10 protein-coding genes are annotated in these 17656 nt (G+C 59.9%); 6 read left to right on the top strand and 4 right to left on the bottom strand.

Annotated features, from left to right (window positions below; genetic code table 11):
* Positions 1–41: 41 nt before the first annotated feature.
* Complete coding sequence (locus VGK14_RS13350) at positions 42–791, top strand: GNAT family N-acetyltransferase (RefSeq protein ID WP_331509586.1); 750 nt, start codon at positions 42–44, stop codon at positions 789–791.
* 133 nt (positions 792–924) lie between these two features.
* On the top strand, positions 925–3894 hold the full coding sequence (locus tag VGK14_RS13345) for a bifunctional diguanylate cyclase/phosphodiesterase (protein WP_331509585.1): 2970 nt from the start codon (positions 925–927) through the stop codon (positions 3892–3894).
* A gap of 33 nt (positions 3895–3927) precedes the next feature.
* On the opposite strand, the gene sthA is transcribed toward VGK14_RS13345, so the two are convergent.
* Together sthA and VGK14_RS13335 are read right to left on the bottom strand one after the other, a co-directional pair.
* Positions 3928–5313, bottom strand: coding sequence for a Si-specific NAD(P)(+) transhydrogenase (gene sthA, locus VGK14_RS13340; RefSeq protein WP_331509584.1), 1386 nt, complete (start codon positions 5311–5313; stop codon positions 3928–3930).
* 110 nt (positions 5314–5423) lie between these two features.
* A complete protein-coding gene (locus VGK14_RS13335; protein ID WP_331509583.1) occupies positions 5424–5966 on the bottom strand; it encodes a C40 family peptidase in 543 nt (180 codons plus the stop codon).
* 95 nt (positions 5967–6061) lie between these two features.
* On the opposite strand from VGK14_RS13335, the gene VGK14_RS13330 reads away from it, so the two are divergent.
* Together VGK14_RS13330 and VGK14_RS13325 are read left to right on the top strand one after the other, a co-directional pair.
* Positions 6062–6724, top strand: a complete 663-nt coding sequence (locus VGK14_RS13330; RefSeq protein ID WP_331509582.1) for a DUF6781 family protein — start codon at positions 6062–6064, stop codon at positions 6722–6724.
* 15 nt (positions 6725–6739) lie between these two features.
* On the top strand, positions 6740–8422 hold the full coding sequence (locus VGK14_RS13325; RefSeq protein ID WP_331509581.1) for an ABC1 kinase family protein: 1683 nt from the start codon (positions 6740–6742) through the stop codon (positions 8420–8422).
* 18 nt (positions 8423–8440) lie between these two features.
* Here the strand turns inward: VGK14_RS13325 and ppc are convergent, their stop codons facing one another.
* Positions 8441–11185: a phosphoenolpyruvate carboxylase gene (ppc, locus tag VGK14_RS13320; RefSeq protein WP_331509580.1), complete on the bottom strand. Its 2745-nt coding sequence runs from the start codon at positions 11183–11185 to the stop codon at positions 8441–8443.
* A gap of 25 nt (positions 11186–11210) precedes the next feature.
* A complete protein-coding gene (locus VGK14_RS13315; protein ID WP_331509579.1) occupies positions 11211–13712 on the bottom strand; it encodes a glycogen/starch/alpha-glucan phosphorylase in 2502 nt (833 codons plus the stop codon).
* Between the two features lie 391 nt (positions 13713–14103).
* On the opposite strand from VGK14_RS13315, the gene VGK14_RS13310 reads away from it, so the two are divergent.
* Complete coding sequence (locus VGK14_RS13310; RefSeq protein ID WP_331509599.1) at positions 14104–15996, top strand: ATP-dependent DNA helicase; 1893 nt, start codon at positions 14104–14106, stop codon at positions 15994–15996.
* Between the two features lie 47 nt (positions 15997–16043).
* Positions 16044–17656 (top strand): thioredoxin domain-containing protein (locus VGK14_RS13305; RefSeq protein ID WP_331509578.1); only part of this gene is annotated, 1613 nt, incomplete at its 3' end.

The raw sequence follows: 17656 nt of genomic DNA, 5'->3' as shown, positions 1-17656 counted from the left end.
TTATTAAAGTGCTGCAAGTGCCAATGAACAAGGAGATGGCGATGTTGCAACAAGTTTCGCACGTAGAGCCGCAACGCGAGCGGCGTACCTTGCAATACAGCTTTGCCCGCAGCCCGGCGGAGGTGATGGAGGCACAGCGTTTGCGCTACAAGGTATTTGCCGAGGAGATGGGGGCGCGCCTGCCGGGCCACGACAGGCTGGATCGCGACGGTTTCGACGCGTTCTGCGAGCATTTGCTGGTGCGCGATGCCGAAACGGGCAAGGTGGTGGGTACTTACCGCATCCTCGATCCGCAAATGGCGGCCGAGGCGGGGGGGTATTACTCGTCCGGGGAGTTCGACTTGTCGCGGCTGATGCATCTTGCGCCGACTATGGTAGAACTGGGGCGGGCCTGCGTGCATCGCGATTATCGCAATGGTGCGACCATCAGCTTATTGTGGGCTGGCCTGGCGAAATTCATGCAGAAAAACGGCTACGAGTATCTCATCGGCTGCACCAGCATCGGCATGGCCGATGGCGGCCGCCTGGCTGCCAGCCTGTATGCCAATCTCAAGGAAAAATATTTGGCTCCGAGCGATTACCGCGTTTTTCCGCATTGCCCGCTGCCTATCGATGCGTTACGCCAGGATATCCAGGCGCCGTGTCCGTCGCTACTTAAAGGTTACTTGCGGCTGGGCGCATACATTTGCGGCGAACCGCACTGGGATCCGGATTTCAATTGCGCCGACTTGCTGGTGATGCTGCCGATGTTGCGCATGAGTCAGCGCTATGCGGAACATTATTTAAAATAAAACCATAATAACGATCAAGTGAATTGCCCGCCCCACGCGGGCTTTTTTTTGGCCGTAAATTCCGCCGTTGACGGCTCCCGCTACGACAGAAAATGCTATGCTTAATGAGTAAGCATTTTCGTGGGCGACGAGTTTGAACCTGCTGCAACCTTATCGTTGGATCGATGTACTGCGCATTGTTGCGTTGAGCGGGCTTTATCTTGCGGGGGCGCAGCTTGGGCTCGAGTTTGCGGCTTTTGGCGGCAATGTTTCGTTAATCTGGCCTCCCAGCGGCATCGCCTTGGCCGCATTCCTTATCTATGGCCTGCGCATGTGGCCGGGCGTCGTCATCGGCGCTGCCTTAAGCGCCACCATCAGCAGCCATTCACCGGTGTTCGCCCTGGGGCAGATTGCGGCCAGCTTGAGCGAAACGTTGATTGCGGTTTTATTGCTGAAGCGCATCCGCGATTTCGACTTTTCCCTGAACCGCTTGCCTGACGTCATGGGGCTGATCGGCTTCGGCGCCTTGTCGAGCACGGTCGTTGCCGCCTGCATCGGCTCTGTAAGCCTGTTGGCGGCTGGTCTTATCGACGGACAGCAGCTATGGAGAAGCATCATGCTCTGGTGGATGGGCGATGCGCTTTCCGTACTGGTAATCACGCCTTTGCTGCTGTCGCTGAAGTCCGCGCCGATCGGCTGGTCGCGTCTGCGCGAGAGCGAGGCCGTGATGTTGTGCGCCTTGCTGGTGTCGATGACACTGGCGGTATTTTTCGGCTGGCTGCCGGAAGATATCTCTTTCCATCCCAAGGCATTCATATTATTTCCGCTGGTCACCTGGGCGGCGTTGAGCTTTCGCCTGCGAGGCGCGACGCTGGCGATTTTCTTCGTCAGCACCATGTCGCTATGGGGTGCTGCAAACGGCCTGGGCGATTTCGCCGAAGATTTCGCCTATGGTAACGCCGTCAATTACTGGCTTTATATCGCAATTATCGCCAGCAGCAACCTGATGCTGTGCGGCGTATATTCCGGCCGCATCCAGTCGGAAGTAAAACTGCGCGAACAACTCGAACTCTACAATGCTTTGATCCAGGCGCAGTCGGACGTGGGTGAAGGCGTACTGGTCGTCGAAAACGCCAAAATCGTTTATGCCAACCAGGCCATGAGCCAAATTTCCGGTTATACGCTGGAGGAAATGCGGGCATTCGACACTTTCCTGCGTCTGTTCAATTCCAGCGAGCATGAGCGAGTCCGGTCCAAGCACCGCAAACGCGTGCTGGGCGAGCCGGTGGAGCGCCGCTATGAAATTCTGGGTTTGCACAAGGACGGCAGCAGCGCCAACCTCGAAATCGCCGTGACGCTGATGACGCTGGAAAGCGGTGTCGTACGCATGACTATTGTCGTGCTCGACATTACCGCGCGCAAACGGGCGGAAGCCAACCTGATGCTGGCGCAGCAGGTATTCAGGCATGCGGCGGAAGGCATATTGATCACCGATGCCGATCAGCGCATTCTCGAGGCCAATAAAGGTTTTGAGGAAATTACCGGCTATACCCGTGAAGAGATGATCGGGCGGACGCGCGAGATGCTCAAGTTCGGCCAGAACGACGCTGCGTTTTACGACGAGATGTGGGATTGCATACGTCGGGATGGGCAATGGCAGGGCGAAATCTGGAACCGCCGCAAGAATGGCGAAATCTATCCGGAATGGCTGTCCCTGAGCGAAGTGAAAGACGACAGCGGCAAGGTTAGCAATTATGTCGCGGTATTTACCGATATCACGCTACGCAAGGAATCGGAACAGCGCCTGCAGTTTCTCGCCAACCATGACGCCTTGACCAAACTGCCCAACCGCGCGCTGCTGCAGGAACGCATCGAGCATGCGTTGCGGTTGACGCAACGCAACAAGACGCAGCTGGCAGTGCTGTTCATCGACCTGGACCGCTTCAAGATCATCAACGATACGTTGGGCCATGATGCCGGCGACCTGTTGTTGCTGGAGGCTTCCCGACGGCTGGTGAAATGTCTGCGCGATTCGGACACCATCGCACGGCAGGGAGGGGATGAATTTGTCGTGCTGCTGGAGGAATTCGGCGAGGATGTGCAATATCTTGCCGGGGTGGCGCGCAAGGTGATGGCGACGCTGACCCAGCCTTTTACCCTGCTGGGGCAGGAAGTATTCATCAGCGCCAGCATAGGCATCAGCGTTTTCCCCCAGGATGGGCAGGACATGAATACGCTGCTCAAGAATGCCGATATTGCGATGTACCGTGCCAAGGAGCAGGGCAAGAACACTTTCCAGTTCTACGCGTCCGACAGCAATGTGCACAGTTTCGAGCGGCTTGCGCTGGAAAACAGCTTGCGCAAGGCATTGGAGCGCAAGGAGTTCGTGCTGCACTATCAGCCCAAGGTGGATCTGGCGACCGATACCATTGTCGGCGCCGAGGCGCTGGTGCGCTGGATGCACCCCGAACTCGGCATGGTGCCGCCCGGGCGGTTCATCCCGTTGGCGGAAGAAGCCGGCCTGATCGGTCCCATAGGCGAGTGGGTGTTGCGCGAGGCGTGTATGCAGAACCGTGCCTGGCAGGAGGCGGGATTGCCGCTGATTACGATAGGCGTCAACCTTTCCGGCGGTCAGTTCCGCGATGAAAATCTGCGCAACGTCATTGCCTCTGCATTGGCCCAGAGCGGCATGCAGCCGTTTTACCTGGAACTGGAAATCACCGAGAGCATGATCATGCACAATCCCGACCGTGCGGTAGCCATCCTGCAGGGCTTCCGCGAGATGGGTATGCACACTTCCATCGACGATTTCGGCACAGGCTATTCCTCGCTGGGCTACCTCAAACGTTTTCCGCTCGATGCACTCAAGGTCGACCGTTCGTTCGTGCAGGACGTGCCGGGCGATCTGGATGACGCCGCGATTACCCGGGCGATTATCGGGCTGGCGCACAGCCTGGGGCTAAAAGTGGTGGCGGAGGGCGTGGAAACGGAAGCCCAGCTGGACTTCCTGCGTCATCAGCACTGCGAGCAGATTCAGGGATATATATTCAGCAAACCGTTGCCGGCGGAAGAGTTTGCGAAATTGCTGGAAGCCGGGCCGTTCAGAAAGACGAATATTGTCTGAGGCGCCGGGCCTGGAGCCTACTGAAATAGGTTCTTAATCCGGCATGCGGTTCCACGCATCCAGCGCGGCGATTTTGTAGGTTTCCGCCAGGGTGGGGTAATTGAACACCGTGTTGACCAGGTAATCCAGCGTTCCGCCCAACGCCATCACGGCCTGGCCGATATGCACCAGTTCGGTGGCGCCTTCGCCGATGATATGTACGCCCAGCAGCCTGCGGTCTTCGAGGCCGAACAGCAGTTTCAGCATGCCGTCCTCCAGCCGCAGTATCTGTCCGCGCGCAGTTTCGCGGAACAGCGCCGTGCCCACTTCATAAGGCACATTCATGCCGGTCAGATCCTGCTCCGTTGCCCCCACCATGCTGATTTCGGGGATGCTGTAGATGCCGAACGGAAAATATTCCGGCACCGACGGCGCGGCTTTTCCGAACGCATGGCAGGCCGCGACGCGGCCCTGTTCCATCGAGGTGGAGGCGAGGCTGGGGAAGCCGATGACATCTCCAGCGGCGTAGATATGCGGCATATCGGTCGTGTAGTTGCCGTTGACCTTGATGCGGCCGCGGTCGTCGGCCTTGAGTCCCGCATTTTCCAGATTGAGCCCTTTCACGCTGCCGATGCGTCCGGCCGCATACATGACCAGTTCGGTATTGAAGCGTTTTCCGCTTTCGAGCAATATCGTGGCCCTGCTGCCATTGTTTTCGATCGAGGCGACTTTTTCGCCGAGTCGCAATGTCACGCCGCGGCTGCGCAGTTCATGCGCGAGTTCGTCGACGATTTCCCGATCCAGGAATTCCAGCATCTGGGTACGGCCGTCGACGACAGTGACCTCGACATCCATCGCGCTGAAAATGGAGGCATATTCGATACCGATGACGCCGGCGCCGATCACGGTCATGCTGCGCGGAATTTTCTTGAGCTTGAGGATGCCATCGCTATCGATGACGGTAGCGTCGTCGAACGGCACGCTGCTGGGGCGCAGCGGCGAGGTACCGGTGGCGATGAGGATTTTTTCGCCGATGTATTCCAGCGCCTGGCCTTCGGGCGTCGCCACCTGCACGCGATGGGGATCGAGGAAGCTGCCCCAGCCCTTGATCAGATGTACGCCGTTACGCGTGAGCTGATGCTCGATCACGCCGACCTCGTTGCGAATCGTGATCTCCAGCCGCTGCATGAGGTCGTCCATGGTCAGGTGCTGCTTGAGCCGGTAGCTCTGGCCATAGAGTCCGCGTTGTGTCCAGCCGGTGAGGTAGAGTACGGCTTCACGCAGGGTTTTGCTGGGTATGGTGCCGGTATGGACGGTGACCCCGCCCACGATGCCCCTGCCTTCGATTATCGCCGCGCTTTTACCGAGCTTGGCAGCCTGAATGGCGGCGCGTTGCCCGGCCGGCCCGCTGCCTATGACCAGGAGATCGTGGCGAAACATGGGCTCCTCCTTCTGAATGGGCCTGATTCAGGCTGACAACCTGCCATCCAATTATTTGTGGATTTTGGCGGCCGGGTGTTCCGTGCGGAGATGGGAACATCCGGGCGTTGTTATTCGGACGGGACGTCAGCCGGTTGCTGGGCCGTGGACTGGTCCAGCCTGCGTGCGCCGTTGAAACGTTTGGCCCAATAAGCGTCGTTCATGCTGACGATATGCACGCCGCCGCCGCTGGAAGGAGCATGAATGAAACGGCCGTCGCCCAGATAGATACCGACATGGGAAAAGGCGTGCTTGAGGGTATTGAAAAACACCAGATCGCCCGGCTGCAGTTGATCCACCGGAATGGACTTGCCCAACTGGCTGATGGCGCGCGCGCCGTGAGGCAGGGTCAGGTTGGCTGCCTGGCTAAATACGAATCTGACGAAACCGCTGCAGTCGAACCCGGTATCCGGCGTATTGCCGCCGAATTTATAAGGGGTACCGGAGAGCGCCAGCGCACTCAGCAAGACGTCCTGCATGGCGGAGCCGGCCTGCTCCATGGCTGAGCCCGCCTGCTTGAGGAAGTCGGGACCTGCGCTGGCCGCTTCGTCTGCATGGCAAAGGCTGGCGGCACAGCCGAACAGGGCTGCAAAAATAAGGCTATATAAACGCATCGCTTTGGATTCTATAGGGAAAGTGGTTTCCAAGGCAATCCCCACGGGCTTTCGTGTAGAATCTCAGGCATTGCCTATTACGCCGGGAGCCGATCATGAGCGATGCACCGAAACTGACATTGGACGAAATCAAGGCCGCCGCCAGCCGTTTGGTACAGGCGGGCGGCGAAGTGCGTGCCAAATTGCACGAACTGACCGTGCAGGCGCTGACTCAGCGCGAACTGGCGGAACGCGAGATACGCGAAGTGCTGGCCGCGATTACCGAAGGCATCAGCCTGGGAGCCGAACAACGCGCCGCTGAGGTTAAAAGCGCGCTCGCGGATGCCCTGCACGGCATGGACGATGCGTTGGCGCAGGCCGCAGAAGCGATGCAGCTCGCCATCCGGGAAGTGGCTGCGGATGCCAGGGCGTTTGGCGCAAACGACTTGCAGCAGGGCTTGAGCGACCTGAAAAAACTCGAGGAAATGCTGCTGGAGACGATGGGGCGCGTAGCCGCCAATGCCAACGGCCTGGTCAAGCAGGAGATGACGGCGATCGTCGAGCACGGTCGCCGCATCGGCACCGACACCGGTGGCCGGGTACGGGCGATATCGGATGATCTCGGCAACCGCGTACGTTCCGCCGTGCATGATGCGACCGATGCGGGCAAGCAGGCGGCGCGCGAAGTGGGCGCCCGCCTGGCGGGCATCTCCAGCCGCAAGCTGGGCGAAATCGCGGCGCGTCTCGCCGAAAAGGCCGAATCGCTCAAAAAGAAGTAACAAGCCGATAATAAAATGATTCGCGAAACCGTATCCGTGATGCGCGACTTCGGCCGCCTGCGGGAAATTGCCGGCATTTTCATCCGCTATGGCTGGGGAGACGCCATCAAGCGCCTGGGCTTGAATAATGTGCTGGGTCGGGCTAACCATCTTTTGCACCCAAAGGCGGCGCTGGAGGTCATGCATCTTCCGCCTGAAGTACGGGTGCGGCTGGCGATCGAGGAGTTGGGGCCCACTTTCGTCAAGCTCGGCCAGGTGCTGGCAACGCGTGCCGATATTTTTCCGCCGCACTGGATTGCCGAGTTTTCCAAATTGCAGGACATGGTGCCGCCGGTGCCTTTTGATGAGTTGCTGCCGGAGCTGGAAGCGACGCTTGGGCGTTCTCCGTTCGAAGTGTTCAAGGAACTGGACCGGCAGGCCGTCGCCGGCGCTTCGATCGCCCAGGTGCATACCGCCCGGCTGCAGGATGGCACCCCGGTGGTGCTCAAGATACGCCGACCCAATATCCGCGCCCGTATCGATGCGGATTTGCGGCTGCTTTCGCATCTGGGCCGTCTGCTGGAATCGGAAATGCCGGAAATGCGCCGTTTCCAGCCGGGCAAGATCATCGGCCAGTTTTCCAAGTCGCTGCGCAAAGAGCTGGATTTGGCCGCGGAAGGACGCAACACCGATCACTTTGCCCGCAACTTCAAGGATAACCCCGACGTCGTCTTTGCCAGGATATATTGGGAATTTACCTCGGAAGGGCTGCTGGTGATGGAATGCATCAACGGCATCGCTGGCAACGATACGCAGCAGGCGCAGCAAGCCGGTTTGGAGTTGAAGAGACTGGCCGCACTGGGCGCAGACACCCTGCTCAAAATGGTGCTGATAGACGGGTTTTTTCATGCCGATCCGCATCCGGGCAATGTGTTCTATCTGCCGGACAACCGGCTGGCCATCATCGATTGCGGCATGGTGGGACGCATTACCGCAGAGCGGCGCGACCAGATTGCCGACCTGCTGGCTTCGCTGGTTTCGCGCGATTATGAAACCATTCTCGATATTCTGATTGCCTGGGCCGGCAACGTGCAGATCAATGAAGCCAAACTGGCATCTGACCTGGACGAGTTCCTGTTTAACTATGAAAGCGCGTCATTACGCCAGATCAGCTTCGGGAGGATGCTTTCCGACCTGACCACCGTCATGCGCGAAAATAACCTTTCGATACCCCCCGACCTCTCGATGCTGTTCAAGGCCTTGATCACGCTGGAAGGACTGGGCCGCCAACTCGACCCGGATTTTCAGATCGTGCGGCATTTGACGCCGTTTGTTAAACAGGTGATCTACGCGCGCTACATGCCGGCGGCGTTGCTCAAGCGCGGCCAGCGCGGGGTGTTGGACGTACTGAATTTGGCGACCACCCTGCCCCGCGACTTTGCCAAGATGGTCCAGGAAATCCGGCGCGGCCGGGTCAAGATCGAATTCGATCTCAAGCGCCTCGACCATTTCGGCCACCAGATCGATCACAGCACCAACCGGTTGACCCTGGGCTTGCTGACTTCCGCCCTGATCATAGGCTCATCCATCGTGATGACAGTAAAAGGCGGGCCAACCTTGTTCGGCCTGCCGGCGTTCGGCTTTCTCGGCTTTTTCATCGCCTCGGTCTTCGGGGTATGGCTGATGATCTCGATCTGGCGTTCCGGCAGGGAAAATTAATCCGCATTCCTGGGCGTGTCAGCCAGTATTGCGCAGTCCCGCGGCGATGCCGTTGATGGATAAGTGGATGCCATTCTTGACGCGATCGTCCGCAGTGCCGTCGCGGAAGCGCTTGATCAGTTCGACCTGCAGATGGTTGAGCGGGTCCAGATAGGGCAGCCGGTTCCTGATCGAGTGAGCGAGCATGGGGTTGTTCGCCAGGCGCACCGGACTTTCCAGCAGCAGGTTCAGCGCGCGGGTGGTCGCGGCATATTCGGCCTCGATGCGCTCGAACACGGTTTTCCTAAGCTGTTCGTCGCTGACCAGTTGGGAATAACGCGCCGCCACCGCCATATCGGTCTTGGCCAGCACCATGTCCATATTCGCCAGCAGCGTTCTGAACAACGGCCATTCGATCAGCATTTCCTTCAGTTGCAGGATGCGCGCCCGTTGGTCGCCGGCGCCCAGATATTTTTCGATCGCGCTGCCGAAACCGTACCAGCCGGGGAGCAGCAGTCGGCATTGGCCCCAGGAAAATCCCCAGGGTATCGCCCGCAAATCCTCGATGCGCTGCGTCGCCTTGCGCGCCGACGGGCGGCTGCCGATGTTCAGTTCGGCGATTTCGGAAATCGGCGTGGCGCTGAAGAAATAATCGGTGAACCCCGGAGTTTCGTACACCAGGCTGCGGTAAGCATCCATGGCAAAGGTGGATAGCTCTTCCATCGCCATTTCAAACGCGCGACGCCTGGCTGGAGACAGCTGGTCCTGCGGAAAAAGCGAAGCGTCTATCGTTGCCGCGATCAAGGTTTCCAGATGCTGCCTGCCCACTCTGGGGTCGGAGAATTTATTGGCGATGATTTCGCCCTGTTCGGTGAGGCGGATCTGCCCGTCCACGCTGCCTTGCGGTTGCGCCATGATGGCCTGGTAGGTCGGCCCGCCGCCGCGACCCACGGTGCCGCCACGTCCGTGGAACAGCCGTAGCTTGACCCCGGCCCGCTTGAACAGTTTCACCAGCGCCACCTCGGCCTTGTACAGCTCCCAGTTTGAAGTGAGAAAACCGCCATCCTTGTTGCTGTCCGAATAGCCCAGCATGATTTCCTGCTGATCGCCCTGGTGGTGCACCACGTGGCCGACACCAGGCAGCTTCAGCCACACATCCATGATTTGCGGCGCATTGCGCAAGTCGGCGATGGTTTCGAACAGCGGGACGATGTTGAGATCCATCTGGATGCTGGCCGAGCCCCAGTTGCCTCTCGACAGTCCGGCCTCTTTTTGCAACAGCGCGGCTTCCAGCAGGTCCGACAGTGTTTCGGTATGGGAGATGATGTATTGCCGCACCGCGTGCGCACCAAATTTTTCCCGCACTGCCCTGGCTTTCCTGATGACGCCCATTTCCGACTGCGCCAACGCGGAATATTCCTGGAACGGCGAGGACATCAGCCTGGGCTGGCTCAACTCTTCCAGCAGCACGCGGATTTTTTCGGCTTCGTCCAGTTCGGCGTAGCTGAAAGCGTGGCCGGACTTCAGGAACAGTTCGTCGATGACGGCTTCATGGACGTCCGAGCTTTGCCGTAAATCGATGGTGGCAAGATGAAACCCGAAGGTTTCGATGGCCTTGATAAGTTTGCCCAGCCGCGGGTAAATCAGCGCTTCGCCATGGTTGCGGCACAGCGAATCGACGATAACTTTCAGGTCGGCGAGAAACTCATCCGGACAGGCATATGCGATAGCGGGAGAAATCTGGCGCAGATTGACTTCGTGCCCGGTCAGTTCCCGGCAGGTCTTGGCCAAACGCGAAACCACGGCGATCAGCGCGCGCCGGTACGGTTCATCCTGGCGATGGGGCGACTGGTCGGGAGACTCGTCGGCCAGCTTGAGCAGTTCGGGCGTTACATGCACCAGATGGGTCGTCAGCGAAAGCTCGCCACCCAGGGCATGGGCTTGACCCAGATAGTATTCAAACGCGGTAATCGCCTGCTGCACGATCGCCTGTTCCAGCGTCGACGCATCTACATAGGGATTGCCGTCGCGGTCGCCGCCGATCCAGCTGCCCATCTGGAAGAAATTGGGCAGGCGATAGGCGGCATCGTCCAACTGCGCGCCGATTTCCCGTTCAAAATCCTGCAGCAGTTCCGGAATCACATCCAGAAAAGTCATCCGGTAATAGGACAGCGCATTGTTGATTTCGTCGTTCACCGTCAGGCGCGCAAACCGCAGCATTCTGGTTTGCCATAGGGCCGTGATCGCGCCGCGCAGCATCAGGTCGTTTCTTTCGGCCTCCTGGCGCGACATGCCGGGGGTCTTTTTCGCCAGCAGCGAGGAAATCGCCCGCTCGATATCGAGGATGCTCTGGCGCTGGACTTCGGTAGGATGCGCCGTCAGCACCGGTGAGATCAGCGCGGAGCTGAAGAAAGCGGCAATTTCCTCCGGATCCAGCTGCTTTTTCTCGATCTGGGACAGGGAGTAGCTTAGCTGCCCTGGCTCGCACCGGTCTTCGTCGGTGCAGCTCTGGGGGCTGCTGAGATCCTCGGCGATGTTCACCAGGTGTTTGAAATAGCTGAAAGCGCGCACCACGGCGATGGTCTGGTCGCTGCTGAGGTTTTTCAGCAGATGGTCGAGCCGCTGCGCGGATGCCGGATCTTCCTCGCGATGAAACTTTACCGCGGTCTGGCGGATGGCTTCTATGGCCTGGAAAGTTTCTTCGCCCTCCTTGTTTCTGATGACTTCGCCCAGAATCCGGCCGAGATAGCGGATGTTTTCCTTCAGCGCCAGTTCAGCCGGCATTTATATCCCCCTCATTTTTTATTTTTCAGTTGCCGTTCGGTGCAATCGCGGGCAAATGCCAGATGTCGCGGTTGTAGTCGGAAATCGTGCGGTCGCTGGAAAATTTTCCGCTGCCGGCGGTATTGAGGATGCTCATGCGCGTCCAGTGCTCCGGGTTCAGGTAGGCTTCGGCGACCGCATTCTGGGCATCGACATAGCTGCGGAAATCCGCCGCCGTCAGCCAGGGGTCGTGCGGGCTGCAAATGGCATGGATGATGGGGTCGAAAATGCCGGGTTCGAACAGGTTGAAATGGTTGCATTCCAGCAGATGCATCACCCGCGACAGGTCTTCGTCCTGATTGATGATCGCGGCCGGGTCGTAGCGGCATTTGGCCGCTTCGACCTGTTCGGCGTTCAGCCCGAACAGGAAGAAGTTGTCGCGGCCGACCTCTTCCATGATTTCGATATTGGCGCCATCCAGTGTGCCTATCGTCAGCGCCCCGTTCATCATGAACTTCATGTTGCCGGTGCCCGAGGCTTCCTTGCCGGCGGTCGAAATCTGTTCCGACAGATCCGCGCCGGGGCAAATGATTTCCATCGCCGTGACCCGGTAATCCGGCAGGAACGCCAGCCGCAGCAGGCCGGCGGTGTCCGGGTCCTCGTTAATCACGTTGGCCACCGCATTGACCAGCTTGATGATACGTTTCGCCATCATGTAGCCGGGTGCCGCCTTGCCGCCGATCAGCACGCAGCGCGGCGTGATGCCGTCTTTTTGCCCGCGCTTGATGCGGTCGTACAGATGGATGACGTGCAGCACGTTGAGCAGTTGCCGCTTGTATTCATGAATGCGTTTGACCTGTACGTCGAACAGCGCGTTGATGTCGAAAATGATGCCGCAATCCTGCTGCACCAGCTCGGAAAGGCGGGCTTTGTTGGCCTGCTTGACCGCGCGCCATCTGGCCCGGAATTGCGTATCCTCGGCGTAGGGCGCCAGCTTGCGCAACTGCGGCATGTCGGTGATCCAGTCCGGGCCGATCGCCGAGGTGATCAAGGCGCTCAGCGCCGGATTGCTCGATGCCATCCAGCGGCGCGGCGTGACGCCGTTGGTCTTGTTGTTGAATTTTTCCGGCCACAGTTCGTAGAAGTCGCGGAACAGGTGCTGCTGCAGCAGTTGCGAATGCAATTCGGCTACGCCGTTGACCGAAGTGCTGGCCACCACCGCCAGGTAGGCCATGCGTACCTGCTGGTCGTTGCCTTCCTCGATGATGGACATACGCCGCTGGCGTTCGCTGTCGCCAGGCCAGCGCAATGAAACTGCGGCCAGGAAGCGCGCGTTGATTTCATAAATGATATCGAGCAGGCGCGGCAGCAGGCGGCCGAACATGCTCACCGGCCATTTTTCCAGCGCTTCCGGCAATAGCGTGTGGTTGGTGTAGGCGACAGTGCGTGCGGTGATCGCCCAGGCGTCGTCCCACTTCAGGCCGTGCTCGTCCATCAAGAGACGCATCAGTTCCGGCACGGCGCAGGTAGGATGAGTGTCGTTGAGCTGGAAGCAATGCTTGTCGGCAAACCGCGAAAAATCATTGCCGTGTTGCTTGACCCAGTGGCGCAATATGTCCTGCAAGCTGGCCGATGCCAGGAAATACTGCTGGCGCAGGCGCAGTTCCTTGCCGTTTTCGCTGGCGTCGTTGGGGTATAGCACCATGGTGATGTGTTCGGCCGCGTTCTTCGCGCCGACCGCTTCCGCATAGCTGCCGGCATTGAATTCCTCGAGGTCGAATTCATCGGTGGCGGTGGATTTCCACAGGCGCAAGGTATTGACCGTGCCGTTGCGATAACCGGGGATCGGCATGTCGTAAGGCACCGCCAGCACGTCGTGCGAGTGCACCCAGCGCGCTCGCGCATGACCGTCTTCATCGGTGAACTCGCTGTAGCCGCCGAACTTGACCCGTACCGCATGCTCCTGGCGTTCGATTTCCCATGGGTTGCCTATCCTCAGCCAGTGGTCCGGCTCTTCCAGCTGGTAGCCGTTTTCGATTTTCTGGCGGAACATGCCGTATTCGTAGCGGATGCCGTAGCCCGTCACCGGCAGCTGCAAGGTGGCGCAGCTGTCGAGGAAACATGCGGCAAGCCGTCCCAGGCCGCCGTTGCCGAGACCGGCGTCGTGCTCGAGTTCGGCGATTTCCTCCAGCACCAGCCCCATCGTTTTCAGCGTGTCGGCGGTGGACGATTTTTCCTCCAGGTTGAGCATGGCATTGCCCAGCGCCCGGCCCATCAGGAATTCCAGCGACAGGTAATAGGTGCGTTTGCAATCCTGCGCATCGTAGGCCGCCTGGGTTTTCTTCCAGCGGTCCATCATGCGGTCGCGCCACGCCATCGAGAATGCGGTGTATGCGTGGTATGAAGACTCGCTGATCTCGTCCCGCCCCAATGTACGGCTGAAATAACGCCTGAAGTCTTCGATCAGGCTGCGGCTATCCATATCGGATGGTGGGAGATCCGCAAAGCCGGGAGGGGTCGTGCTGAGGGTAAAGGGTTTGGAATTCAAAATATTATTCCTGGAAAGTATTCGAGGCCTGGCATAAGCGGGTAGTCAGCAACTATCGGACCATCGCGGCACATCCGGAGTCTTGCACGAGAGCTGGTCTTATGCGCTGATTGCCAAGTTCCGGCGCCGTGCATTATTTTGCAAGCAGGTGCGATTTTAGTGCATGCATGGAGGACGCGCCAACTTGCGCAAAAATTTTCACGGATCACAGGCCCGCACTTCGCAGCATCTGCGTGCAGCCAGGCCCGGTTTACCGGCTCGTCCGGGAGAATTGACGCTATAATTAGTCCATATTCCTCAAGCGCCGCCTGATCGCGGACAATTGAATTCCAGGTCTTTCTTGCCCGATCTCGCCCATATTTTTTCCGCGGAAGGCCCGCTGGCCGAATCCATGGCCGGTTACCGGCTGCGCCCGCAGCAACTGGAGATGGCGCAGGCGATCCATGACGCCATCGAGCAGCGCTGCGTGCTGGTGGCCGAAGCCGGCACCGGCACCGGCAAGACCTTCGCCTATCTGGTACCGGCGCTGCTGTCCGGCGGCAAGGTAATCGTCTCCACCGGCACCAAGACCTTGCAGGACCAGCTGTTCAACCGCGACCTGCCGGCGGTGCGCGAAGCGCTGAAAGCACCTGTGACAGTGGCGATGCTCAAGGGGCGCGCCAACTACGTTTGCCATTACCACCTGGAGCGCGCCAAGGCCGAAGGTCGCTTCATGAGCCGCGACGACGTGCACCATCTGCACGAGATCGGCCGCTTCGCCCAACGCACCCAGAGCGGCGACAAGAGCGAGCTGGCAATCGTGCCGGAAAACGCCGCGATCTGGGCTTCGGTGACCTCCACGCGCGACAACTGTCTGGGCCAGGACTGCGCCCACTACAAGGAGTGCTTCGTGATGGAGGCGCGCAAACGCGCGCAGGCCGCCGATGTGGTGGTGGTCAACCATCACCTGTTCTTCGCCGACGTCATGCTGCGCGACGAGGGCGTGGCGGAGTTGCTGCCTGCCGCCAATACGGTGATTTTTGACGAAGCCCACCAATTGCCTGAGACCGCCGGACTGTTCTTCGGCGAAGATATTTCCACCAGCCAGTTGATGGACCTGGCGCGCGACACCCATGCCGAGGCGCTCACCGAAGCCAAGGATTTCAAGGCCTTGCCCGAGGCGACTTCCGCACTGGAAAAAGCGGTGCGCGATTTCCGCCTGGTGTTCGGGCTGGAAGGTGCGCGCATGCCGGTGCAGAAGGCGCTGGGGTTGAAAGGCTTCAATGATGCGCTGGACGGATTGCGCGTGAGGCTTAAGGAACTGGCGGCCATGCTGGAACTTCAGGCCGAGCGCGGACCCGGTGTCGAAAACTGCTGGCAGCGTGCGCTGGCTTTGCATGCCCAGATCGCCGGCTGGCAGTCCGGCGACAATGCCAACCTGGTGCGCTGGGTGGAAGTGTTCGCGCACAGCGTGCAACTGCATGCGACGCCGTTGTCCATCGCCGAAATTTTCAGCAAGCAGATCGAAGGCCAGGCGCGAGCATGGATATTCACTTCCGCGACGCTGGCGGTAAAAAGCGATTTCAGCCATTACCTTGGCCAGATGGGCTTGCTGGAGGCCGGTACCGGTTTCTGGGAAAGTCCTTTCGATTATCCGGCGCAGGCGTTGCTCTATGTACCGCAAGCGATGCCGGAGCCGAACACGCAGGACTATGCTGCCGCCGTGGCCCAGGCCGCGTTGCCGGCGATAATTGCCAGCGGCGGCCGCGCGTTCGTGCTGTGTACCAGCCTCAGGGCGATGCGCGAAATCCATTCCTGGCTGCAGCAGGCCTTCGAGCGCGACGGGCTGGACTTCCCCTTGCTGCTGCAAGGCGAGAGCTCGCGCAGCGAGTTGCTGGAGCGCTTCCGCAAGCTGGGCAACGCGGTGCTGGTGGCGAGCCAGAGCTTCTGGGAGGGCGTGGACGTGCGCGGCGCAGCGCTGTCGCTGGTGGTGATCGACAAGCTGCCGTTCGCGCCGCCGGACGATCCCGTGCTGTCGGCACGCATCGACAGGATCAACGCCGAGGGCAAGAGCGCCTTCATGGAATACCAGTTGCCCTATGCGGTGATCACGCTCAAACAGGGCGCCGGCCGGCTGATCCGCGACGAAACCGACCGCGGCGTGCTGATGATCTGCGACAAGCGGCTGGTGGAAAAGCAATATGGCCGTCGTATCTGGCAGAGCCTGCCGCCGATGAAGCGCACGCGGGAGCTGGCGGACGTGCAGGCATTTTTTGTCGCCGAGCCGGAGCCGGGAGCCCTATAGCCGACTAAAACATTCAGGTATTGGTGCGCCGGTGATAAAATCCCGGCATGACCAATCGCCTATCCGCCGAAACCAGCCCCTATCTCCTGCAACACGCCGACAACCCCGTGGATTGGCATCCCTGGGGTGCGGAAGCGCTGGCGCTCGCTAAAACACAAGACAAGCCCATCCTGCTCTCGGTAGGGTATTCCGCCTGCCACTGGTGTCACGTGATGGCGCATGAGTCGTTTGAAAATGCGGCGACGGCCGCAGTGATGAACGAGCATTTCATCAACATCAAGGTGGACCGCGAAGAGCGTCCCGATATCGACCAGATCTACCAGACCGCGCATGCGATGATGGTACGCCGCAGCGGCGGCTGGCCGCTGACGATGTTTCTGACGCCGGACCAGGTGCCGTTCTACGGCGGCACCTATTTCCCGCCGACGCCGCGCTACAACCTGCCGGGTTTCGCCGATTTGCTGCACAAGATCGCTGCGGCCTACCGCGAGCATAAGGCGGATATCGAATTGCAGAGCCAGCCGCTGATGGAGTCTCTAGCCCAGCGCGGGGCGCGGAAAGAGGCGCAGATGGCGGACGAGTCCGTCATCCGGGCCGGCGTCGAGCATCTGGCGCAGGCTTTCGATGCGGCGCGCGGCGGTTTCGGCGGCGCACCCAAATTCCCCAACGAGCCGGACTGGGCGCTGTTGCTGCGCATCGCCGCGAGCGGTGATGAAACGGCGCGCAACATGGTGAGCCTCACGCTGGACGGCATGGCGCGCGGCGGCATCTACGACCATCTCGGCGGCGGGTTCTGCCGCTACAGCGTCGATGAACGCTGGGAAATCCCGCATTTCGAAAAAATGCTCTACGACAATGGCCAATTGCTGAGCATCTATACCGATGGCTGGCTGCTGACCGGCGAGCCACGCTGGCGCGAGGTGGTGGAAGAAACCGTAGGCTGGATGCTGCGCGAAATGGGCGCGCCCGAGGGCGGTTTTTATTCCTCGCTGGACGCCGACTCCGAAGGCGCGGAAGGTAAGTTCTACGCCTGGTCGCGGGAGGAGGCGCGCAATCTGCTGACTGCGCAGGAATATGCGCTGGCCGCAGCGTATTACGGGCTCGAACAGGCGCCCAACTTCGAACACGGCTGGCATCTGAAGGCCGAGGATAGCCTGGCTGCGGTCGCGGGCAGGCTCGGTATTCCACCGGCAACGGCTTCCGCACTCCTGGCTTCGGTTCGCGCCAAGCTGCTGGCGGCACGCGATGCGCGTGTGCGGCCGGGGCTGGATGACAAGCTGCTGACCAGCTGGAACGCACTGGCGATCAAGGGCCTGGCGCGTGCCGGGCGGGCGTTCGAGCAACCGGCCTGGATCGCCGCCGCACAGCGTGCGACGGATTTTATCCGTGACACTTTATGGGTAGACGGGCGCTTGCTGGCTACCTGCAAGGAGGGCAAGGCGCATCTTAACGCTTACCTGGACGACCATGCCTTCCTGCTCGATGCGCTGCTGGAACTGCTGCAAGCCGAACACCGCCGGCAGGACCTGTTGTTTGCGATCGACATCGCCGAAGCGCTGCTCGCGCGCTTCGAAGATACCCAGTCCGGCGGATTTTTCTTTACCAGCCACGACCACGAGTCGCTTATTCAGCGCCCCAAGGCGCCGCACGACAATGCGAT

Source organism: Novimethylophilus sp. (assembly GCF_036504375.1).
GTDB lineage: Bacteria > Pseudomonadota > Gammaproteobacteria > Burkholderiales > Methylophilaceae > Novimethylophilus.
This window is presented reverse-complemented; position numbering and strand designations above follow the sequence as displayed.